Origin of the sequence: Geminocystis sp. CENA526 (assembly GCF_050753365.1) — a bacterium.
Taxonomy (GTDB): Bacteria; Cyanobacteriota; Cyanobacteriia; order Cyanobacteriales; family Cyanobacteriaceae; genus Geminocystis.
Map to the genome: position 1 here is coordinate 1 of NZ_JBLZFY010000065.1, position 23,424 is coordinate 23,424.

General features: G+C 35.3%; 22 protein-coding genes and 2 pseudogenes. 7 read left to right on the plus strand and 17 right to left on the minus strand.

Annotation, left to right across the window (positions count from 1 at the left end):
* Positions 1-128: 128 nt before the first annotated feature.
* From ACN4EE_RS15480 to ACN4EE_RS15505, 6 genes and pseudogenes are all read right to left on the minus strand, one after another.
* Complete coding sequence (locus ACN4EE_RS15480; protein ID WP_431707362.1) at positions 129-680, minus strand: hypothetical protein; 552 nt, start codon at positions 678-680, stop codon at positions 129-131.
* The gene (locus tag ACN4EE_RS15485; protein ID WP_431707363.1) at positions 658-963 is read right to left on the minus strand and encodes an NAD-dependent epimerase/dehydratase family protein; all 306 of its coding nucleotides are present in this window, start codon (positions 961-963) and stop codon (positions 658-660) included. The genes ACN4EE_RS15480 and ACN4EE_RS15485 overlap by 23 nt, the downstream gene beginning before the upstream one ends.
* 99 nt (positions 964-1,062) lie before the next feature.
* Positions 1,063-1,923 (minus strand): shikimate dehydrogenase, encoded by an 861-nt coding sequence (locus ACN4EE_RS15490; RefSeq protein WP_431707364.1) that lies wholly within the window; start codon positions 1,921-1,923, stop codon positions 1,063-1,065.
* Between the two features lie 559 nt (positions 1,924-2,482).
* Positions 2,483-2,605: pseudogene (locus ACN4EE_RS15495) on the minus strand (pentapeptide repeat-containing protein); the annotation flags it as partial.
* A 27-nt stretch (positions 2,606-2,632) separates the two neighbouring features.
* Positions 2,633-3,640 (minus strand): annotated as a pseudogene (locus ACN4EE_RS15500) (pentapeptide repeat-containing protein); the annotation flags it as partial.
* Between the two features lie 101 nt (positions 3,641-3,741).
* A complete protein-coding gene (locus ACN4EE_RS15505) occupies positions 3,742-4,551 on the minus strand; it encodes a pentapeptide repeat-containing protein (protein WP_431707365.1) in 810 nt (269 codons plus the stop codon).
* A 335-nt stretch (positions 4,552-4,886) separates the two neighbouring features.
* Here ACN4EE_RS15505 and ACN4EE_RS15510 point away from each other — a divergent pair, with 335 nt between their 5' ends.
* The 5 genes from ACN4EE_RS15510 (at position 4,887) to ACN4EE_RS15530 (ending at position 9,014) form a co-directional block, all read left to right on the plus strand.
* On the plus strand, positions 4,887-5,909 hold the full coding sequence (locus ACN4EE_RS15510) for an ATP-binding protein (protein ID WP_431707366.1): 1,023 nt from the start codon (positions 4,887-4,889) through the stop codon (positions 5,907-5,909).
* A gap of 86 nt (positions 5,910-5,995) precedes the next feature.
* Positions 5,996-6,133, plus strand: coding sequence for a type II toxin-antitoxin system HicB family antitoxin (locus tag ACN4EE_RS15515; protein WP_431707367.1), 138 nt, complete (start codon positions 5,996-5,998; stop codon positions 6,131-6,133).
* Between the two features lie 350 nt (positions 6,134-6,483).
* A complete protein-coding gene (locus ACN4EE_RS15520; protein WP_431707368.1) occupies positions 6,484-7,728 on the plus strand; it encodes a vWA domain-containing protein in 1,245 nt (414 codons plus the stop codon).
* 66 nt (positions 7,729-7,794) lie between these two features.
* On the plus strand, positions 7,795-8,610 hold the full coding sequence (locus tag ACN4EE_RS15525; RefSeq protein WP_431707369.1) for a TlyA family RNA methyltransferase: 816 nt from the start codon (positions 7,795-7,797) through the stop codon (positions 8,608-8,610).
* 98 nt (positions 8,611-8,708) lie between these two features.
* Positions 8,709-9,014, plus strand: a complete 306-nt coding sequence (locus ACN4EE_RS15530; RefSeq protein ID WP_431707370.1) for a hypothetical protein — start codon at positions 8,709-8,711, stop codon at positions 9,012-9,014.
* Between the two features lie 74 nt (positions 9,015-9,088).
* On the opposite strand, the gene ACN4EE_RS15535 is transcribed toward ACN4EE_RS15530, so the two are convergent.
* The 8 genes from ACN4EE_RS15535 to ACN4EE_RS15570 form a co-directional block, all read right to left on the minus strand.
* Positions 9,089-9,424, minus strand: coding sequence for a ribulose bisphosphate carboxylase small subunit (locus ACN4EE_RS15535; RefSeq protein ID WP_431707371.1), 336 nt, complete (start codon positions 9,422-9,424; stop codon positions 9,089-9,091).
* Positions 9,425-9,432: 8 nt separating this feature from the next.
* A complete protein-coding gene (gene rcbX / locus ACN4EE_RS15540) occupies positions 9,433-9,825 on the minus strand; it encodes a RuBisCO chaperone RbcX (protein WP_431707372.1) in 393 nt (130 codons plus the stop codon).
* A 239-nt stretch (positions 9,826-10,064) separates the two neighbouring features.
* Positions 10,065-11,474: a form I ribulose bisphosphate carboxylase large subunit gene (locus tag ACN4EE_RS15545; protein ID WP_431707373.1), complete on the minus strand. Its 1,410-nt coding sequence runs from the start codon at positions 11,472-11,474 to the stop codon at positions 10,065-10,067.
* An 840-nt stretch (positions 11,475-12,314) separates the two neighbouring features.
* Positions 12,315-13,208 carry an alpha/beta fold hydrolase gene (locus ACN4EE_RS15550; protein WP_431707374.1) on the minus strand — a complete coding sequence of 298 codons (894 nt, stop codon included), beginning with the start codon at positions 13,206-13,208 and terminating at the stop codon, positions 12,315-12,317.
* 142 nt (positions 13,209-13,350) lie between these two features.
* Complete coding sequence (locus ACN4EE_RS15555) at positions 13,351-15,369, minus strand: SpoIIE family protein phosphatase (protein WP_431707375.1); 2,019 nt, start codon at positions 15,367-15,369, stop codon at positions 13,351-13,353.
* A gap of 193 nt (positions 15,370-15,562) precedes the next feature.
* The gene (gene cruF / locus ACN4EE_RS15560) at positions 15,563-16,486 is read right to left on the minus strand and encodes a gamma-carotene 1'-hydroxylase CruF (RefSeq protein ID WP_431707376.1); all 924 of its coding nucleotides are present in this window, start codon (positions 16,484-16,486) and stop codon (positions 15,563-15,565) included.
* A gap of 174 nt (positions 16,487-16,660) precedes the next feature.
* On the minus strand, positions 16,661-17,440 hold the full coding sequence (locus ACN4EE_RS15565) for a transporter substrate-binding domain-containing protein (protein ID WP_431707377.1): 780 nt from the start codon (positions 17,438-17,440) through the stop codon (positions 16,661-16,663).
* A 103-nt stretch (positions 17,441-17,543) separates the two neighbouring features.
* Positions 17,544-18,719 carry a M20 family metallopeptidase gene (locus tag ACN4EE_RS15570; RefSeq protein WP_431707378.1) on the minus strand — a complete coding sequence of 392 codons (1,176 nt, stop codon included), beginning with the start codon at positions 18,717-18,719 and terminating at the stop codon, positions 17,544-17,546.
* Positions 18,720-18,889: 170 nt separating this feature from the next.
* Between ACN4EE_RS15570 and ACN4EE_RS15575 the strand changes: the two genes are divergently transcribed.
* Both ACN4EE_RS15575 and ACN4EE_RS15580 read left to right on the plus strand, forming a co-directional pair.
* Positions 18,890-19,486: a DUF1517 domain-containing protein gene (locus ACN4EE_RS15575; RefSeq protein ID WP_431707379.1), complete on the plus strand. Its 597-nt coding sequence runs from the start codon at positions 18,890-18,892 to the stop codon at positions 19,484-19,486.
* Positions 19,487-19,514: 28 nt separating this feature from the next.
* The gene (locus ACN4EE_RS15580; RefSeq protein ID WP_431707380.1) at positions 19,515-20,405 is read left to right on the plus strand and encodes a hypothetical protein; all 891 of its coding nucleotides are present in this window, start codon (positions 19,515-19,517) and stop codon (positions 20,403-20,405) included.
* 63 nt (positions 20,406-20,468) lie between these two features.
* On the opposite strand, the gene lhgO is transcribed toward ACN4EE_RS15580, so the two are convergent.
* The 3 genes from lhgO to ACN4EE_RS15595 form a co-directional block, all read right to left on the minus strand.
* Complete coding sequence (gene lhgO / locus ACN4EE_RS15585; protein ID WP_431707381.1) at positions 20,469-21,680, minus strand: L-2-hydroxyglutarate oxidase; 1,212 nt, start codon at positions 21,678-21,680, stop codon at positions 20,469-20,471.
* A gap of 46 nt (positions 21,681-21,726) precedes the next feature.
* Positions 21,727-22,305 (minus strand): Uma2 family endonuclease, encoded by a 579-nt coding sequence (locus ACN4EE_RS15590; RefSeq protein WP_431707382.1) that lies wholly within the window; start codon positions 22,303-22,305, stop codon positions 21,727-21,729.
* Between the two features lie 202 nt (positions 22,306-22,507).
* On the minus strand, positions 22,508-23,086 hold the full coding sequence (locus ACN4EE_RS15595) for a Uma2 family endonuclease (RefSeq protein ID WP_431707383.1): 579 nt from the start codon (positions 23,084-23,086) through the stop codon (positions 22,508-22,510).
* Positions 23,087-23,424 lie beyond the last annotated feature (338 nt).

The following is a 23,424-nucleotide window of genomic DNA, read 5'->3' on the forward strand; positions in this document are numbered from 1 at the left end:
TGTGATTGAATATTCAATATAATTTGAAATTCGATTATTTTTGAGTATATCTTCTACCTTTTTTTGTAATACTTGCTCGTCATTTCCAGGTCGCTTTGCTAAAGCCACTAACGCCGATTCGCCTTTTTCTAAACGACTATGTAATCCCTTAATTTTTCGTCGGTTTTATTTCCTGGTAATGTAGCACTTACTAATGGCATTCCATAAGGTTCTAATGTCCCCAACATTTGACGATATTGTACCAAATCTGGTCGTTTATCTTTACTATAACCAAATTTTATTATCGATGAATCTTCTTGATTTTCTGAGGGTTGATGATATACAGAGAAACTTGTAGTATCGCTTCGGGCTTTTTCGGTTGGCAGTTCATAAGCTATGATTAAATGCTTCGATAGTGATGTTTCCATACTAGGAATGGTTTGTTCATCACTAATGCCAATGGTTTTTAACAAGTCTCCACAACGGTCATCTGTAGCATCTTTTTCTCCTATATTCCATCCTGTTATGGCACAAAGGCTTTGATGGTGGTCATTTACCCATTTTTCAACACAACAAAGGCGATGGTCTGCTTCACTGACAATATATGTTAGTAATAACACAGCTAGTTGACCATAACTCAATCCCTTACGATTACCATGAAGTTGCAATAAATTTTCATCAATGATTTGAGCAATATTCATTCGTGTGGATAATCAGGCTTATATCACTACTATATTTCTCAAAGATAAGCTCGATCGAACTTTGCTCTCGAATATCCACGTCAAAATACGTGTAGTTTTTTTTGTAAGCACTCAATAGATAATTTTTATTCCATTCTGTAGAGGCATCTTCTCCGAAGAAAACTTGACGCATATTATTATCAATTCCGATGACATCAAAACCTAAATCAGCAAAGTATTTTACTGATTCCGAACCGATTAACCCTGCTGAACCCGTAACCAAAATAATGTTCTTTTCTTTCATTGTTTTTAAGCCCCAACCCATTGATACATTTGTAATTTTACCAGAAAAATTGATAAGCTAAAAATTTATCTATCATACGGACTGTAGAAGATTTTTTCATCATTTGCCATTAAGCAATACCTGACGCATTATATCTACGGGGGCTTTTTTCCCTGTCCAAATTTCAAATGCTTTTGCCCCCTGTTGTACTAACATTTCACTACCGTCGATCGAAATAGCTCCTTTTTGTTGGGCTTGTTGTAAAAGTAAAGTAGGGCGAGGAGTATAAATTAAATCATAAACAATAAACTCATCTGTGATTAACTCATTATCTTTTTCGGTTAAAGGGGAAACATCCACATTCGGATACATTCCCAAGGGGGTGGCATTGACAATCATATTACTATGGGGAAGTATATCGGCAATTTGATCCCAAGTATGCGCCCAAATGTGAGAACATTTAAGAGGTGTATAGATAAAACTGTCTCTAAAGTCTGCACATTTTTCGTAATCTCTAGCAACTACTCTAACATTGGGACACCCTAATTCATCTAAACCAACAATTACCGCCCGACTCGCACCTCCTGCACCTAACACTAAAGGTACAATCTGACTCCAATCTACGTCTAATGCTTTTAAAGGGGCAATGAAACCATCTATATCAGTATTTGTGCCTTCCCATCCCTGTTTTGTCCAATATACAGTATTAACTGCACCGATTTTTCGGGCGATATAAGTAATATCTGACAATAAGGGGATAATATTTTCTTTATGGGGAATAGTGACGTTAAAACCCCTCACATTCATTGCCTCAAAGCCCTTTAATACCGTTTCTAAGTCTTCTGTTTTGACATCAAAGGGAACATACACATAGTCTAAGTTTAACGCTTCGATCGCGCTATTTTGCATGAGAGGAGATTTTGAATGCTCGATAGGATTGCCAATAATACCTAATAATTTGGTTGTGCCTTTTATTTGCATCGTTTTTTTAGGGTAGTAAATGAATAGCTTTTAGAGGTAAATTCAATACTATCATTTTATCTATTATTACCTGAGTTCGATCTAAAATCTTAAGGATAAAAATAATCATTACATGGGGTGAACTAAATCTATGCAAAACTGTGCAATTAAGCTAGAAGTGTCTTTTATTGCAGGTTTCTTCTGATTTGGTGGTGGTTATTACACAATTGCGACATTCTTGGTTGCGAGTTTCCTAAAACAGAGCTTAACCGTACCGACTACCCCTGTCGGTGATATTTAAAAACATAGCGATACTATTGCTAGTCTGGATTTAGACTTTTTTGCCAAAGTGGTGGAAGGATTGATTTTAGAAAATTAATTAATCGATTTAGGGCAGTACTTTGACTTTAATTTTATCACCTCTTTTCCTGTTTCCGTAATGTTCGATCGCCCGAAATATCTAACTGATAAGAAAACTCAACAGTGCTTCGATGATTATGTTGTGAATCCGATTATCTTCAGAAAGTAAAGATAAAAATCCACCTTATTCTAACCAAGGAATCCATCCTATTTGTCTTCATCATATTCCTCTAGCACCTTTTAAATTCGCATTACTTAAATCAGCTTCCAATAAATAAGCATCTGTTAAATAAGCATCTGTTAAATTAGCAGAACTTAAATTAGCAGAACTTAAATCAGCATCACTTAAATTAGCAGAACTTAAATTAGCAGAACTTAAATCAGCATCACTTAAATCAGCAAAACTTAAATCAGCAAAACTTAAATTAGCCTCTCTTAAATTAGCCTCTCTTAAATTAGCCTCTCTTAAATTAGCCGCTCTTAAATTAGCATTACTTAAATCAGCAGAACTTAAATCAGCAGAACTTAAATTAGCACCACTTAAATCAGCAGAACTTAAATTAGCAAAACTTAAATCTCTTTCTTGCTGTGGGTTATTGACAATATCCCAAACAAGTTTCCATTTTTTTGGTATTTTAGTCTTTTCATCAATTATAGTTTGCCTTAAATTAGTAGAACTTAAATCAGCAGAACTTAAATCAGCCTTACTTAAATCAGCAGAACTTAAATCAGCAGAACTTAAATTAGCAGAACTTAAATTAGCAGAACTTAAATTAGCAGAACTTAAATCAGCCTGTCTTAGATCTCTTTTTTCTTGTGGATTATTGACAATATCCCAAACAAGTTTCCATTTTCCTTCTATTATCGTATTCTCATCAATTATAGTTTGCTTTAGATAAGCATTTCTTAAATCAGCCTTACTTAAATTAGCATTACTTAAATTAGGACTAGGATTAGTTTCCCTCCATTGATTCCACTTTGAAGCAGAAAGGGAAAAAACTACTCTTAGTAACTCATTCCGTGATTTCAATTCAATTTCCTCAATATGATTTAAAACGAAGGAAAAAAACTCTTGGGGAATTTGTGGTTGTCTAAAAATACTAATGAGGCTATTTATAGGCATTTCTATCAGTAATTTAGGATTGTTGAGTAAGTATAAATCTAACGCAGGATTTTCTAAAAATTGCACGGGATAATCTTCTGCTAGTTTTTCTAAAATCTCTAGGGGAGTATTGGGATTACTGGTTAAGGCGGATTTGATTTCTGAATCGTTATAGTTCTGATAAATTTCTTGCAAACGTTGTGGTGGGGTATTTTCGTTACTGGCATCTATTAAGGATTTTTCTAATTCTCGATCAGTTAATTCTTTGTTAGTCATAATTCTGTAAATTCATGAACCTCAGTTCGAGCTAAAATTGTCGGGTTGTGGTAGGTAAAAGTGATTAGAATTGATTAAAACATTAATCCGATTTGTCTTCATCATATTCCTCTAGCACCTGTTAAATCAGCACCTGTTAAATTAGCATTCCTTAAATCAGCACCTGTTAAATTAGCATTCCTTAAATCAGCACAACTTAATTTAGCAGAACTTAAATTAGCATTACTTAAATCAGCAGAAGTTAAATTAGTGCTACCTAAATAAGCATCGCTTAAATTAGCAGAAGTTAAATTAGCACCACTTAAATCAGCACCACTTAATTTAGCATAACTTAACTTAATACCACTTAAATCAAAATCACTTAAATTAATACCACTTAAATCAAAATCACTTAAATCAAAATCACTTAAATCAAAATCACGTACATCAGGATATCTTGGATTAATATAACTTAAATTAATACTACCTAAATACGGACTAGGATTAGTTTCTCTCCATTGATTCCATTTTGAAGCACCATGAGACAAAACTACTCTTAGTAAAGCATTGAGCAAATTAAATTTTTGAAATTCCTCAATATGATTTAAAACGAATGAAAAAAACTCTTGAGGAATTTGCGGTTGTTTGAAAATACTAATGAGGCTATGTGTAGGCATTTCTATTAGTAATTTAGGATTGCTGAGTAAGTATAAATCTAACGCAGGATTTTCTAAAAATTGCACAGGATAATCTTCTGCTAGTTTTACTAAAATCTCTAGGGCAGTATTGGGATTACTGGTTAAGGCGGATTTGATTTCTGAATCCTTATAGTTCTGATAAATTTCTTCCAAACGTTGTGGTGGGGTATTTTCGTTACTTGCCTCTCCTAAAATACTGATTAATTCTTGAGGGGTTAATTTTTCTTGACTCATAATTATATAGGTTCATCAAAGTTTTTTGTTAGAAATTAGAAGAAGACAAAAAATTAATAGTATTAAAAGATTGGAGAGTCTTAAACCTTACAGACTGAAAAAAGACATTTAAAATTAAAGTTTTTGGCTAAAAATTACAACGATTGTTGTACAATTCAATTATAAACACAAATCTTAAAAAGAGGCTTAAAACTTCGCCAGAAAATAATTAAAATTTTACTCTTTCCTGCGGTTATCGAGAATAGTTCAACTCAGCTATGGAGGGTAGAGACACAAACCATAAAAAATGTAATGAACAACAGTCGAATTATATATTTCCCTCACTAAGTAGATAAATGACACCAACTAATCTTAAAGAATATTTAAACAAATTAGTCCAAAACCAATTACACATTAGTACCATGATTTGGGGTGCACCGGGTATAGGAAAATCCAGCATTGTTGCCCAAGTCGCCCAAGCAAATAATCTCGAATTTATCGATTTACGGTTGTCTCAACTTGCCCCCACTGATTTAAGAGGTTTACCCGTAGCCGTGGCAGGAAGAAGCAAAAAACAAGGTACTTCCACATGGTATCCCCCTGATTTTTTGCCCCAAGATGGCAAGGGTATTCTCTTTTTAGATGAGTTAAATATGGCGCCGCCTACCATGCAGGGAGTGGCACAACAGTTAATTTTAGATCGCAAAGTGGGGGCTTATGAAGTGCCTGAAGGGTGGTTTATTTGGGCGGCAGGTAATCGTAAGGAAGATAGAGCGAGTATATTTGAAATGCCTTCTCCTTTAGCTAATCGTTTCCTACATTTAGAAATCAATGTGGATTTTGATAGTTTTAAGGTTTATGCCCTGAAAAATAACTTTCATGAACAAATTATCGCTTTTCTCAGCTACCGTAGCGAATTATTACATAAACTAGATATTCAAAGTCATGCTTGGGCTTCTCCTCGCACATGGGAAATGGCGAGTAAGTTACATTATAATCAAATAGATATTACTCCTGCGGTGGGAGAGGGGGCGAGTGCGGAGTTTAATGCTTTTGTGGCTTTATATAAAAGTTTACCTGATATTGACGGGATTTTACAGGGTAAAGGGGAAAAAATCGACTTTCCTTCAGAAGCATCTACTCGTTATGCTACTGCCATCGCCCTTGCTATTAGGGGAAAAAATGCCGATGAGGGGTTAAATGGTTTTCAATGGTTAAGTCAAAAGGCAACAAAGGAATGGGTACAATTATTTGCAGTGGATTTAATTCGTCAAATGCAAAGCAAAGGGCAAATGGGGGCATTAGGTAAGTTGATTAAAGAAAATAAGGAGTTACAAAAATTCTTTAAAGATTTCCGTGATTTAGTGGGAATAATATAGAGTTTTTTTCAAAATAACACTTCAGTGCTTGTTATCTTTATATATATAGTGAATCTTAAATAAATTTATTTAAAACGATTAAGTCATTGACAGATTATACGATTATAGTTAAACCTGATGATAACAATACTTTTGTTGCTTATGTTCCAGCAATTAAGGGTTGTCATGCTTGGGGTAAATTGAGTTACATTTATTTAACGGTATCTATTAACGCAAGTTGCTAGTTACTAGCTTAAACTGTAATTATTTATACTAAATATCTAAAATTAGTGTGATTTTTCATTAAAATAAACCTTTTTGATGCCTAATTTGAACAGTTTTTTATAACTAGCAACTTAGGTTATTAGACGTCAGATTGCTTCGTGCCTCGCTGATTGCTGCGCGATTCATTACACGTTGGGATAATGGTTTCAGATCATAACTCGCTGTGTAATAAATTCCACAGCTAACATTTTTCGTTCAATAAATTGAACTGATAAAATGCAATTTTGCCCCGACTTTGAAAAAACCCTGCTTATTAAGAGGGAGATCACTTTTTTCTTACCTAAACTAATAATTTACAGAAAAAAATACCATGATTAAACAAACGTCACAAGATGAAGAAATAATTAGTGCTTCAAGGTTAAGAATGAGAGTAAAATCTCCGTTTTTTGCAACCTTAGCCCTATTTGCCCAGTTTAAAGCCAGTTATGCCATTGATACTGCCGCTACAGATGGCAAAACAGTTTTTTATCATCCCAAATATCTAATTTCTTTAGCGAAGGCACAACAAGATGGTTTAATTTTACATGAAATCTTGCACATGGCTTTATTGCATACCATTCGCCGACAGCATCGACAAGAAGAATTATGGAATATTGCTTGTGATATAGTGGTTAACGGTTTAATCGCTGAGGATAAAAATTATGAATTACCCCCCAATGGAATCCGTAAACCTGAATGGGAAACAAAAAGCGTTGAGGAGATTTACGAATTACTTTTACAACAGCCTGATGAATCTAAACCTAGTCTGTTAATGCCAGATTTACTTAATCAACCTCTTTCCGATTCTGATAACGAGGAGAATAATCAACAAGAAGCGACTAATAAATCTGCTAATCAGAGTGGAAGTAAAGACAAATTTTCAGCAAATAATGATGTTAATTTAGAGGTAGAATTAACAGGTTCGATCGAACAACATAAACAAGCCCAATTAAAAGCCTATTGGCAAAATGCCATGCAACAAGCCAATATCGTTGCTCGAACTACAAATCAGGGCAAATTACCTGCGGGAATGGAAAGGCAGTTCAAAGAATTACAATCAGCACAAATCGATTGGCGTACTTATCTTTGGCGGTATTTAGTGCAAACTCCGACAGATTTTCAAGGGTTCGATCGACGTTTCATCTCTTGTGGTTTATATTTAGATACTTTAGCAGGGGAATCAGTGCAAGTATATGTTTGTATTGATACAAGTGGTTCAATATCTGATACTCAGATGAATTTATTTTGTAGTGAACTACAGGGAATATTAGGGGCATATCCTCATCTCCAATGCCAATTATACTATGCTGATGCCAACATTTATGGCGGTTATGAACTAAAAGCTAACGATGATATTCCCAAACCCATTGGCGGTGGTGGCACATCATTTATTCCCTTTTTTGAACAAGTAGAAAAAATCAGAAACTTATGCTTACAAGGAGTTTGTGTTTATTTAACAGACGGTTATGGAAATTTTCCCAAAGATAAACCGAGTTTACCCGTTTTATGGGTAGTTGTGCCGGGGGGATTAGATATGGATAAATTTCCCTTTGGAGAAGTAGTTAAGATTTATTAGAGAATATTTATGACTTTATTGGCATGGTAAAATAATCAGTGGATAATTGTCTAAAGGAGAGGAAAATTGCCCAAAGAAAGAATAGATGTACTATTGACAGATAAGCAATTATGTGATAGTCGATCGATCGCTCAAAAACTAATTCGGGCGGGAAAAGTCAGAGTAAAAGAACAAATTATCGATAAACCGGGTACTTTAATCGATGTTGATAGTATTATCGAAGTAGAACAAGAACCGCCTTTTGTGTCTAGGGGAGGGGAAAAATTAGTCAAAGCCTTAGATGAGTTTAATATCGCTGTAGAAGGAAGAATTTGCCTTGACGGGGGGATTTCTACGGGGGGTTTTACGGATTGCTTATTGCAACGAGGCGCAAAAAAAGTTTACGGGGTGGATGTGGGATATGGACAAGTAGCATGGAAGTTACGACAGGACGATCGAGTTATCCTATTAGAAAGAACTAACTTTAGACATCTTACCGCCGAACAGCTATATCAGGATCAAGAAAAATCCAATTTAGGAGTGATGGATTTATCCTTTATTTCCCTTACCAAAGTATTAGAAAAATTATGGGAATTATTAACCGAACCGAGGGATGTCATATTATTAGTAAAACCGCAATTTGAGGTAGGCAAGGATAAAGTAGGCAAAAATGGCGTAGTGAGGGATTACCGTTTACAAGCCTCTGCCATTGAACAAGTTTTAACCCAAGCCGTCAATCTAGGATGGTATTATCAAAGTTTAACATGGTCGCCCATTACAGGTCCTGCTGGAAATATTGAATATTTATTATGGTTAAATCAATCAGAAAATAATGGGATTTCTTTGGATTCGATCGAAAAAATTACCCGTGAAAGCCATTTATATTTAGGCAAAGAATCATAGTGTTGTAAGTCGGGTAGTTCACGCTAAAATGAAAACAAGGACAGAAGTAACGCTAAATACTCCCATCCTTCCAATTAATGACATAAGGGGATTTTACCATGAGTACAGCAACAGATAATGACTTAAGAGAGTTAAAAGATTTAATCAACTCAAAATTTGAAAGTATATCTAAAGATATAACTGATATAAAAATCGATGTCGCTACGATCAAAAGTGATGTTCATGGATTAGGAAAAAGATTAGATGAGACTAAAGAGTCTATCAATCAAAGATTAGACGATACTAATAAAAGGATTGATAACCTTGAATTTACTAATCGAGGTATTTTGATAAGTGTGGTAGGCGGTTTACTTTTAGCGGTTATTACCTTAACTATTAAATTTCTTGCCCCAAATATCAGTTAAGAGAACTTCATTAAAAAAAATAGGGCAGACAATGAAGTCCACCCTTTTGAATATTCGAGATTTACAGATAAATCTTAGAAACGACTTCCGTTAGGTTTGTAAACAATGAAACTAACAGTTTGGCATTGTCTGAGGTTGTCGAAACCAATTACACGAATGTAAGAGTCAGAACACTGAGATTTGCACTCACGCACTTCGTTTAATACGGTTTGAGCGGTTGTACCAGAGAAGAAAGGTAATTTCCAAAGAGTCCAGTGGTGATCGGTAGGTAAGGGGTCTTTTTCAAATTCGATGGCAGGAATGAATCCTTGATCTAATAAGTATTGAACTTGTTTAGCGATTTGTTGATCGGTTAAAGGGGGTAAGTAAGATAAAGTCTCGTAACGACGCTCTTTTCCTAATGTTTGCATTTTTTTAATTATTCCTTATAGTCTGATTGATTAGATTCTGGGTTTACATCCTCAAGGGATGATGCAGTTTGCGTTAAACGCTCTAAAAGATGACGGCGGTGTTCTATATTAGATTGCTCAATATTGGTGTCCACCATTTCAGGTAAAAACTCTAATATTTGTCTGGCTATATCCTGTCTTACTGTCAAAATTCTTAATACCAACTCTTTATTTTCTAGCGTCAATGCCCGTAGATAGTTGTCACTATCTTGCACTTTGGTTCGATCGCTAAAATTTGTGAGCCAAATAGCTTGAGGAGGGTTAGTTTCCGTCAGTTGATCAATAATAATTTTTACAGCTTGATAGGTAAGATAACTTTGTAAAACCCTTGCCGTATCCTTAACGACTTGCTTATAAGTCATAATTTTCAGTGAGTATCAGTAATGAGCAGAATTTTTAATGAGTAAAATTGCTTAAATTACTCAATTATTCCTTTGATTCTCAGAATTTTTGTTCATTTATCACTATTTACTCAACTCACATAAAGTAGGGTGGGCAATGCCCACAAAACCTACTAATGGAGATACCAAGATATGCCAAGGATCAAACTCTGACTACTGAATCCTTTTTGGGTTGAATATTATGCAACCCCTACTGAAAATTAGAGAGTGTCAACGGTGTCAAACTCGAATTTGATTGCTTTCCAAAGTTCACAAGCAGCAGCCAATTCAGGACTCCACTTACAAGCCTCACGAATAACATCGTTACCAGCTTCTCCACTGAGTGAACGACCTTCGTTACGAGCTTGAACACAAGCCTCTAAAGCTACACGGTTAGCAGTTGCACCGGGTGCGTTACCCCAAGGATGTCCTAAAGTACCACCACCGAATTGTAAACAAGAATCGTCACCGAAGATTTCTACGAGTGCAGGCATATGCCAAACGTGGATACCACCAGAAGCAACAGGCATTACACCGGGTAAGGAAGCATAGTCTTGGGTGAAGAATACACCACGAGAACGATCTTCTTCTACATAGTCTTCACGCATTAAGTCAACGAAACCTAAAGTACCAGCACGATCGCCTTCTAATTTACCAACAACAGTACCAGAGTGTAAGTGATCACCACCAGACAGACGGAGACATTTAGCTAAAACACGGAAGTGAATACCATGATTTTTTTGACGATCGATTACAGCGTGCATCGCGCGGTGGATGTGTAATAATACACCGTTATCACGACACCATTTGGCTAAGGAGGTGTTAGCGGTGAAACCACCAGTTAAGAAGTCGTGCATAATGATAGGAGTACCGATTTCTTTAGCGAATTCAGCACGTTTCATCATTTCTTCACAAGTACCTGCGGTTACGTTGAGGTAGTGACCTTTGATTTCATTGGTTTCAGCTTGAGCTTTTTCAATAGCTTCTTGAACGAATAAGAAGCGATCGCGCCAACGCATAAAGGGCTGAGAGTTGATGTTTTCATCGTCTTTGGTGAAGTCTAAACCACCACGAAGACACTCATAAACTGCACGACCGTAGTTTTTAGCGGATAAACCTAATTTGGGTTTGATGGTACAACCTAAGAGGGGACGACCATATTTGTTTAATAAGTCACGCTCAACGGTGATACCGTGGGGAGGTCCTTGGTAGGTTTTGATTAAAGCAACGGGGAAACGGATGTCTTCTAAACGTAATGCACGAAGAGCTTTGAATCCGAATACGTTACCTACTAAAGAGGTTAAAACGTTAGTTACAGAACCTTCTTCAAATAAGTCTAAAGGATAAGCAACGAAACAGAAATATTGATTGTCTTCACCGGGTACAGGTTCAACGTTGTAACAACGACCTTTATAACGATCTAAATCGGTTAAACCATCAGTCCATACGGTAGTCCAAGTACCAGTAGAAGACTCAGCCGCTACTGCCGCCGCACACTCTTCAGGGGGAACTCCGGGTTGGGGAGTCATTCTGAAACAAGCTAATAAATCAGTATCTTTAGGGGTGTAGTCGGGGGTGTAGTAGGTTAAGCGATAATCCTGAACACCAGCTTTAAATCCAGCTTGTGCCATTCTTGGTATCCTCCAAATATATAAATTTTCTTTATAGCTATATTTTTTACAACTTCGATAATAAGAAGTTAGTTTTAAGCCTTTTACTTTTCGAGAAATATCTTATCACGAAGGGGATCATTTTTTCGATCGATTTTTCTGCAATTTTCGATTATTATTTTTTCTGAATTTTATTAACTTAACTAATCTTAAATTTCTTGACTTTTATATCTTATTAAGGATATGATTTTCAGTCCTCTTTTTCTGTTCAACATTAAAACGTTATTAAATATATGTATCTTTACATTGAGAAAAAAATCGAAATTCTCTGAGTTATTATACTTATTTAAAAAACTTATTACTAATTTGGGAAGAATATGGCAAGTTTAGTAAAATCAAGGGTTACAGGTAAGATAAATGAGAAATTAGAAGTATAAATAAGCAAACAAATCAATGAGTTATCGGTATGTTGTTAATTTTTCCAGTCAAAGACATTATCTTTTAAAGCAACTATTAAAATTATTAGTAGAAAAATCAATCATTAATCATTGACAACCATTTATTATTTACTATATTTTTTGATTCTACCATTGATTATACCCTATTCATCCCATGGTTTTGTAAAAATTTTGTTACATTAAAAAATAAAACTACTTTCAGGATGATTTTACTCATGTGAACTACCAACACTAACCTAGTGGTATAGTGTAGGCTTCATCTTTCACAGGCTCATGCCTCAAGTGGGAAAATGTCCTAATCGGACTCTAGTGAATAGTGAATAATTGTTAATTGTTAATTGTTAATTGTTAATTGTTAATTGTTAATTGTTAATTGTTATCGATTTTATGTGGAACTCAAGTATTACCTGTGATTAATCCATTGGGTGATAATATCATTCACTTGTTCGGGTACTTCGTCATGGGGACAATGACCAGCTTTGAGGTAAACTTCCGTAAGATGAGGATAATATTGCTTAAATTTTTCACCTCTTTCTTTTGATCGCATCCAAGGATCAGCTTCACCCCAAATATTAAGTAAAGGACACTGCATTTTCTGTAACAATTCATCCACTTTTTCCCCTTGAGGACTTTTAAATACAGAACCAAATACTTGTAACGCACCCTCATCACAGGAAGGGCGATAAATGTCTTCCACTAATTGATCCGTTATGGCACTAGAATCTAAATAGACTTTTTCTAGGGTTTTACGAATATTTTTTTTGTTGCGCAGTCTTTGAAATAAAAAGTAAGTAATCCAATTTTGTCGAAATAACCAACCGCTAATTTTTTTTAGAGTATTAGGCTTTTTGACCACAGTATCAGAAAAAGGACCTGCACTGTTAAGTAATATCACCCCTGCTACGTTTTGATGATATTCGGCGGCGACACATAAACAGGCATAACCGCCTAAAGAATTACCTGCTATGACTGTGGGTTGCTTGATAACTTCGGTGATAAAATCGTTTAATTGTTCACGCCATAAATTACCAGTATATTCCCATGCTGGTTTACTCGATCGACCAAATCCTAACATATCGATCGCCCAGACGGAGAAATTTTCTTGTAACTGATGAATATTTTTGCGCCAGTGATCCGTAGAAGCACCAAAACCATGTACTAATAATAACGGGGGTTTATCACTTTGTAATTTACCTGCTTGTACATAATAGATGTTTTGTCCGCGCCATGTCCAATAATCTCCCTCAACGGCTGGTACATCATGAATGGAATTAATTGAATTAATCGCTACTGTCATGGATTTAAAATTGCATTTTATGAAGTTATGTTAACAATTATAACGATTCATTAACAGGATGATGAAAAAGTATGACTTTTCTACCATAGTTATGACAAATTAATAATAAATAACATATAAAACTATAGTGTAATCATCAAACCTATTGAGGAAAAACTATCCTTAAAATAGATAAATCATCGTCAAAATTGTTAGATTTATTAACAACATGAACTCGATCAATCACCTGTTCTAAATTATGATGATTATCTTGCGGTATTTGTAATAAAGTTTCTGTAAAATTTTTTAACCCCCAAATTTCCCCATTTTCTAATTGAATTTCGTAAATTCCATCACTAAATAAATACAAAGAATCCCCGTTATGGACTTCATATAAATTCTGATCAAATTCTATATCCGACATCAAGCCGATGGGAATATTAGGAGTGGATAGTGCTTGATATTTATAGCCCGATTCACTGGGAGAAACTAAAATAGCGGGAGGATGTCCTGCAGAAGAATAGACTAATTCATTACTATTTTTGTTATAAACACCATACCAAATAGTAAAGTAGTTATTTCCTTCATCCATTTGAAAAAGACGATTTAATTCTGTTAGAATAGTCCAAGGTTGATAAGGATCGGTGTTATAAAGAGAGTTATTTCTAACTAAATTAAGGATAGAAACTGATAACAAAGCAGAATGAATACCATGTCCTGCTACATCAAGTAAATAAATAACAAGATGTTCTTCATCTAACCAATAATAATCAAAAATATCACCTCCTAATTTGGCACAAGGAATAAATTTTTGCTCGATATTTATACTTTCTTGTTCATCGGGAGATGGTAATAAAGAAAAGACATAATCGGAAGCTAAATTTAATTCTGCTTGTAATGATAAATTTCTTCTTTTTAATTCTTCTTCGGCTTGTTTCTTTTTGATAAATAACCCAATTTGATTACCCATCATGGCAACATTTTCTAATAAGAGAAAATCCTTTTGATGATGTGTTGAGGAAAAGAAAAACATTACCCCTAAATGTTCTTCTCCATTATTAACGGGAAATGCAAATATTAATCGCATATCTTCTTGAGTTGTTAAGGTAGTTTCGATCGATTTGATCTCATGCCACCAATGCTCATAATTTTTAAAAGTCCAGTTATGCCACACCATTTTTCGGGCAGTTTCTTTATCTCTTGCAGTAAGGGTATCACTTTCTTCACCTGAATTTAACCACAGATTATGATAGTGAATTAAGTGCGTAGTGTCATTAAATTCCCAATATTCTGCTCTTTCCCAAGTAAAATTTTGTGCGATCGCACCTAAAGCACCTTGAATACCATTATCAACACCATCAGACTCGGCTAAAATCTTGATTACATCTCGTTCAATTTTTTGATAACGTTCAATTCTTTTTCGTTCAGTAATATCATTTAAAGTACCAGATACCCCTAAAATTTCGTCATTTTTAGTAATCAGAGAGGCGAAAATTTCCATCCAACCCATATCGCCATTTTTCTTAATATATCGGACTTGCCAATAATATTGAAGGGTTTTTTTCTCTAACAAAAACTTCCATCCTTTTTCATAACGTGGTAAATCACTGGGATAGATATATTCAGCAAAATTATGTCCTAAACTTTCTTGAGGCGATAAATCTGTTAATTCTTTCCAAGCTGGATTAAGGAAGGTTATAATACCATTAAGATCGGTATAAAAGATCACTTCTTTTAAATTTTCTACTAACGATCGATATTTTTCTTCACTGACTCTTAAGGCTTTTTCAGCTTTTTTGGCATCCAATAGATAACGAATACGACGACGCAACACCGCAGGATTAATCGGTTTAGTCAAAAAATCCGTAGCGCCTACCTCATAAGCCTGATTAACCGACTTGTTGTCATCTAAACCAGTAATCATCAATACGGGAGTGTCTTCGCTGTTAGGTAACTGTTTCAACTGACGACAACACTCAAAACCGTCCATAATGGGCATTAAACCATCTAACAACACAATATCAGGTTGCCTTTGTTGATAGCTAGTTAAACATTCTTGCCCATTTTCCACTGCTACGATTTCATATCCATCTTTTTTTAAGATTAAACTTAAGGATTTTCTGCTAAGAGATTCATCATCAGCAATTAGAATGACAGTTTTTTCTTCCAAAGAATTTAACATTGATTTGATGATATAGTTTTATGGTTGAATATACACAGAGCAATGAACGATCGATAGTTATTAATTCTACAATCTAAACTCTACATTTGATCACTTGCTTTTACTTATCATCCATTCCCTATTCCCTATTCCCTATTCCCTATTCCCTATTCCCTATTCCCTCTCTTTATCACTACACTTAGATATACCTACCTTAAGATACAGAGGCTAAACTATCAGCCGTAGTACTATTTTCAGGATTTTGATTAGCTAACCATAAAAACACCATTAAGGGAACAATACCTAATAAAATACCCAAAAAGATAGGGATATAAAAACCAGCCCCAATACTCATAATCATCGCAAAGCCAAAATTACCAATATAAACTCCAGCAGGAATAGTTAAGGGAATATGAGTAAAATTGAGGGGTTTTAAACGCCAAAGCAAAGTTGCCACTGTCATAAATATAACACCAGTACCAAACCATCCTGCAAAATTTTGATAAGGCATTCCGAAAAATTCTCCGGGTTGATCCCATAACCAAAATGGTACACTGGTTTGACTCATAGCTGGATCTAATACAAAATCCCATGATGTTAATAATAATGAACCGAAGACGATCGAACCTAAATCTTTTACCCAATTATTAATCGCTAAATTATTTAAACCAACTCTAGTAATGAGATAGCTACTAAAACCAAGATAAAACCAAGATAAAGGAATCGTAAAAGGTACTAATCCCGATATTTTATAACCTAATCCAGAAAGGTAATGATAAGCACCGAAGGGAAAACCAGTACTTGTACCTAATAATTCCATACTCAAAGAAATTCCCAAAGCGGGAATCATAAAAGCCAACCAATGAAACATTCCCAGTTGACGATAAGCATAAATTACGATCGTTGCCCATCCTAGTATCATATATACCACACCACCGCCAATCATGGACAAGCTAAAAGCCCTTTGTCCGATGTCAGGTAAACTAGCGATAAATTGAGGATGAGGTAAGACTAATAATAATCCTGCTAAACCAAAAATCATCGCCACGACATGGGCGATCAAAAAATAACCTTCTTTTTCTCGTAATATTTCTTTTAACAAGGGTTTCTCTCCTCTCAAGTTGCTATTTTGTATCATGAAAATTACCTATTGCGGTAGAATTTTACTTATTCTTAATATTTTACAAACATTTATTAAGTTTTATGAAGAAAATTATCAAATAGTTAATAGTGATTTTTTGATAAGGGTGGGTTTAATATATTAAACCCCTACATTATTACTCATTACTCATTACTCATTACTCATTACTCATTACTCATTACTCACTGGTAATCCCCAAAACTGTGCTTTTTCCTTTAACCACCCCTCCTCATTTAATTTTCTGATGACTTGATTTACTTTAGTTCGCAATTCTTGATATTGTCTTCCTTTTGGTAGCACGATCGAGAGGGGATAACCACCATAGATAGGGGATAATAGTTCATAATCAGGGTTTTCTTGTACCCATCCTGCCAAAACCGTGACATCTCCTGCAAATCCTTCAATTTCTCCCGTTTCCATCAATTCTAGGGCTTTTTGATAGGATGATACCGCTTGTAATGTAATTCTTGGTAAATTATATTTGATCTCAGGGATCGATCGAGAATCCGCCAGAATGCCTATTTTGCCCGTTAAATCACTATTTTTGCCTTTTTTTACCAATATTGCCGTACCACTTAAATAATAATGTTGACTAAAATCCACAATGCGACGGCGAGAGGTATTAGCAGTTACTGAGGCGATGGCTAAATCCACTTTTACATCGGAAACAAATTGCAACCTTTCTTGATTACTAACGGGGATAAGTTTAACGGCGGTTTCGTCACCCAACAATTCTAAAGCCAAACGACGGGCTAAATCAATCTCAAATCCTTGTAAATTACCCTGTTGATCACGATAACCCAAAGGGCGCAAATTGTCTTTAACCGCAATGGTTAATTGTCCTTTTTTTTGAATTTCCTGCCAATCTCCTCCATAAACAGGAAGATTAATTAACAATGTGCCAAAAATAATACTTAAAGATAGTAATTTAGATATATTTAGCAAGGACATAATTGGAGTTTAGTTGAAGGAAGGTAAAAGGCAATAAGTTAGGATGTATCTAGGTTTGCTACTGAAGAAAGGCAAGAGGCAAAAAAGACTTTTTAAGCAACCCCTAATGATTAAAATACTGATAGGCACTATAAGCCATAGTAACAACTCCTGTTTCGATCGAAGACTCATCCAACTCAAAACGAGGATGATGTAAAGGATAATTATGTTGATCACTTTTGCCTACCCCTAATCGAAACATTGTACCTGGGGCATGATCTAAATATACAGCAAAATCTTCAGCACCCAAAGAAGGCTCAAGAATAGAAATCACCTTTTCTTCTCCCAAGGCTTCTAAAGACGCTTTTTCAATAATTTTCGTCAATCCCATATTGTTTTGTACACTAGGCAAACGATGACAATAATTAATCTGACATTTTGCCCCGTAAGTGTTGCACACCCCTTCCACAATTTGTTTAATCCATGAGGGGAGGTTTTCTCGAATTTCGGGATTGAGCGATCGAACCGTACCCACCATTTTAACCTGATCAGCGATAATATTCGGAGCGATACCCCCACTAATTTGCCCAATAGTCAACACCAAAGGATGTAAAGGGTTTTGGGTACGACTAATAGCCTGTTGCAGTGCAGAGATTACTTGCGCGCAAATCCAAATAGCATCAATAGCTTGATGAGGACGTGCGCCATGACCTGCTTCTCCTTGTATAATGATTTCAAGATCATCCATAGCAGAAGTTAAAGCACCATAACGGATACCCACACAACGAGCAGGAATCGAAGGAAAAACATGAACCCCAAAAATCGCCGAAATATCCTTCATTACTCCATCTTCCACCATCCATAAAGCACCTTTAGCAATTTCCTCCGCAGGTTGAAAAATAAAGCGAATATTCCCCCCTAAACCTTCCTTTAATTGAGATAGTACCATAGCAGTACCCAGTCCGATCGTAGTATGCAAATCATGCCCACAGGCGTGCATTACCCCCGGTATTTTAGACGCAAATTCCAATTCAGTTGCTTCTTGAATCGGTAAAGCATCCATATCCGTACGAATGCCCAAATAAAGATTACTCGTACCATTCCCCTTTAATTCTCCAATTACTCCCGTTTTACCTACCCCCTCTTTTACCATCAAGCCACAGGAAGACAAAACCCCCGCTACATAAGCGCTTGTTTGATGCTCATTACCACTCAATTCAGGATGAGCATGAAAATGACGACGAATTTCTATTAATCTGGGTGCTAAATCCGCAGCTAAATCTTTTATTTTACTAAGCATTCTCTCAATCAATCAAGGTTTATTCAATCATTAAATATATGATAATCAAAATCATTGAGATTGCTCGATCGAAATAAAATCCCTTAACCTAATCTTTAACTCCTTTTCTTTAGTATTGTGGAATAGGGGCTATATAATTAATAAAAGTTCATTGTTTATTGTCAATTACCATGAGTATAGGTGATCGTTTTAATCAATTTGTCGGTAAAACCCGATATGTGGTATCAAGAATTTTTATTCATTTGCAGGGTAAAGAAGTCGCCCCCTTATTAGGAATATTAAATCAAAACGCAAGAATGGCGGTAGATGCTGATGGTGATATGGCGGTGATGGGAGAATCTTTAGTTAATATTTGTGAAGGAATATTACAGTATCGTACCTATTGGCAAAGTGCCTCCAATGAAGGAGATGTGTTTTGGAATGAAGGGGATGCAGGAGATTTCGTCACCGAATTATTTACAGACTCAGCCCAAAGGTATCTCAGTCAACCCGATTTAGAAGATGTAGAGGAAAACACACCCCTATCTCTCCCCGTAACGGATAATATAATTGTTATGATCACAGTAGCCTTTGAAGGTGAAGTGCAGGAAATTGAAACAGATTTGGCTGATATGTCAGCCTTAACCGATGGACTGAAAGCCCTTATTAGTCTTAATTATAAAGATAAATACCGTGCGATCGCCCTCCATTTTTCTCCTGCTAGATTAGGTGAGCAGTTAACATCAGATCAAATATTAATCAATTTTCCTGAGCTAATTCCGCTATAAAAATCACAAAAAAAATAAGAAAATCATAATGTTTAAGCCAATTATAGCTATTTTTTTAACCCTCGTACTCAGTTTTGGTACTGTTGCCTGTGGTTCAGCTAATAGTGTAAACACTAATAATCCTACCACTTTTACTAACAATACTAATATTCCTAAAAATAATATTGCTAGTGGACAATATACCGTACAACAAGCGACATTTAATGATGTTGACGGCGAATATACTTTAATGTTGTTAAACACTCCCGCAGGAAGTAGCCCTGTATTTCGCACCACAAATCTACAAATGGCAAGGTTAACCGATGAGGAAATCAAAAATGGGCAACAAACCTTTGTAGAAATTAACGGTAACGAAGCAGTAATGCACCTTACTGAAGATTTCCGCATTGAATATGCCCATAATGAAACCGAAACTGTCACCAATCCTCAAACGGGCAGACAAGAAACTGTCGTTATTCGACAACAATCGAGCTTCTGGAGTCCTTTCGCTGGTGCTTTAGCAGGACAAGCATTGGGTAGTATGCTCTTTCGTCCTCAATACTATGTACCACCAGTATATCGATCGGGCGGAACTTTAACGGGTTTTGGCGGTTATGGTAGCAGTTATGATCAAGCAGTACAAAGCTATCGTACTAATAATAATAACGTTGCTCCTCCTGTGGAGAAAAATCGTCAATCATTGCGCACGACAGGAACACTCAAAAACAGTTCTGGTAATACCGTTAATCGAGTTAATACTAATAGTAGCAAAGGAACAGGCTCTGGAGTTGGCTCTAGTAATTTAAAAACCAACGGCACATCCAATAAAGTCAGACAACCGAGTAACAATAGTTTCGGTAGTAATAAATCTAGTGGAGTCCGCCGTAGTGCGCCAACTCCCATGAGAAGAAGTGGCGGTTTTGGTAGTCGTCGCCGTTAACTTGAGGAAGACAAGTGGACAGGAAGACTAGGAGACTAGAAGAAAATTCACTCCTGATTTTTGTTACGAGTGCGTAACTTCCAATCTATAATTTTCTATTTGATTACAAATAGCTTTGCCGATTTCTAAGGACGCAGTCGCCGCAGGAGAGGGGGCATTACAGACATGAAGGGCGTTTTCTGTGGGGATAAGGAAAAAGTCTTCTACCAATGTACCATCATTTCTAAGGGCTTGTGCTCTGACACCTGCGGGGGAGGGAATAATATCATCCTCTTGCACTTCGGGAATAAGAGCTTGTAAACTACGCACAAAGGCTTTTTTACTGATCGATCGAACCATTTCCTCTATACCTTCAGCATAGTATTTACTGACTAATTTCCACAACCCCTGATAAGTAGCAATTTCCCAAAACTCTTTTAAATCAAAGTCTGTCTTTTTGTATCCTTCTCGTTTTAAACTTAAAACAGCATTAGGACCAGCGTGAATATTACCATCAATTAATCTAGTAAAATGTACTCCTAAAAAGGGAAAATCTGGATTAGGCACTGGGTAGATTAAATGTTTCACCAAATAGCGTTTTTCGGGCTTTAGTTCGTAATATTCCCCTCTAAAGGGGATAATTTTCATTTCGGGATTTATACCACCTAATTGGGCGATTCGATCGCTATATAAACCAGCACAATTAATTAAAAATTTTGCCTTAATTTCCCCTAGATTTGTAATTAAAATTTGCTCTTTTTGTGAAGAATTAATAGACGTAACTTTAGTATTAAATTTGATTTCTCCGCCCTTTGTTGTGAAGATTTCAGCGTATTTTTGAGCTACTTGCCTATAATCGACAATACCAGCCGTAGGCACTCGAATTGCGGATAAACAAGTCAAATAAGGCTCAATTTCCTTCGCTTGTGTCACAGATATTTTTTCTACAGCAATACCATTAGCTAATCCTCGTTGATACAAGTTTTCTAATAAAGGTAATTCTTTTTCTTGACAGGCAACAATTAATTTACCGCAGACATCGTAATTGATATTATGTTGTTGACAAAATTTGACTAATTCGGCGTTACCTTTTCTCGTTAAAATCGCTTTATAACTACCCGGTTTATAGTAAACTCCTGAGTGTATAACTCCGCTATTATGCCCAGTTTGATGGAATGCACATTGATTCTCTTTTTCGACTAGGATAATTTTTGCATTGGGGTATTTTTCTTGTAGAGAGATCGATGTACCTAAACCCACAATACCACCGCCGATGATAGCATAATCATAAATCATAAAAAAATTTAAAATATTAGAATATATAAATATCAAATTAATGAGTCTATTTTTTCTTAGGATAAACCTGTAACCAACCAAAAATTTCTCCTAACGTAATTTGTAAATCTTTAGCGAAATCAGGTACAGAAATTATCTCATTATCTAACTCAAAAACTTGAGGGTGACTACTATTAGTATAGGTAAAAATTAACTTTAACTTAGGATCAATTAACCATCCCATCATCGTACCATTATTTAAACAACCGATGATTTTTTTTGTTATTATACCCATAGATTGTTCTGGACTTAATATTTCAATCATCCAATCAGGGGCAATGTCAAATTTATTAGCAATAGTACCATCTTCGTTAACTGGTAATTTATCCCATGTAAATACTACCACATCTGGTACGATCGATCTTCCTCCAAAAGTACATCTTAATTCAGGAAAAGCCCATGCAATTTGTTGTTTTTTCAAGATAAAGTTGATGTAGGTAACAAGTTCACCTTGAATTGTGCTATGTTGTCCTTGGGGCATAGGTTTTGTAAAAATTTGATTATCAAAGTATTCTCGCGCAGGTTTCGTCTCTGGTTGTGTAAGAAATTCTGCTAAGGTGATTGTTTTTACTAGAGTTTGTATCATTATTTTCTCTCATTAATTAATTTTGCTCATAAGACTAGAATATTAATATCTTTGTTTTTTTATTGTTTTATAATTGATACCCAATATTTATTAATGATAAAGTTAAAAATAAGAAAAATCAAGGTTTTTAATCTTGGAATAATACCTAAAAGATTTTTTAATTTTTCGTAGGATTTGAATAATAGGAAACCACTAGGTGACTTTAACCATTAACTATTTTCACTTGTAACCATCCCAAAATTTCTCCTAACGTAATTTGTAAATCTTTAGCGAAATCAGGTACAGGAATTATCTCATTATCTAACTCAAAAACTTGAGGATGACTATTATTTGTATAGGTAAAAATTAACTTTAAATTAGGATCAATTAACCATCCCATTGTCGTACCATTATTTAAACAACCGATGATGTTTTTTGTTATTATACCCATAGATTGTTCTGGACTTAATATTTCAATCATCCAATCAGGGGCAATGTCGAATTTATTAGCAATAGTACCATCTTCGTTAACTGGTAATTTATCCCATGTAAATACTACCACATCTGGTACGATCGATCTTCCTCCAAAAGTACATCTTAATTCAGGAAAAGCAAGGGCAATCTGAGAATCTTCGGTGACGGCGTTAATAGCATTAGTTAGTTTTAATTGAATACGGCTATGTTGTCCTTGGGGCATGGGTTTTGTTAAAATTTGATTATCAAAGTATTCTTGCGCAGGTTTCGTCTCAGGTTGTGTAAGAAATTCTGCTAAAGTGATTGTTTTTACTAGAGTTTGTACCATTATTTTCTCTCATTAATTAAATTCGATCGTACCATTATTCATTATATATAGGGATTTTTTCTAAATAAAAAGTTAGTTATAAAATTATATTAGACATCTCCAAAAATCGGGCTAGAAGCCCGAAATACCGTTCAAAAATCATAATTTCTGGAAAAGTCTATTGTTAACCTCAGTTCGAGATAAAATTTAGAGTAAATCTATCGCTAAAAGTGGCGCTGCTCGATCGAATTATAAAAAGATTTGAGTAAAAATTATCATAAATTGATTTTTTATCGCTATTTACTAAATTAAATCGAGATTTTCAAGCATTTTCTCCCCCCTCTTCCCCCTCTCCCCCC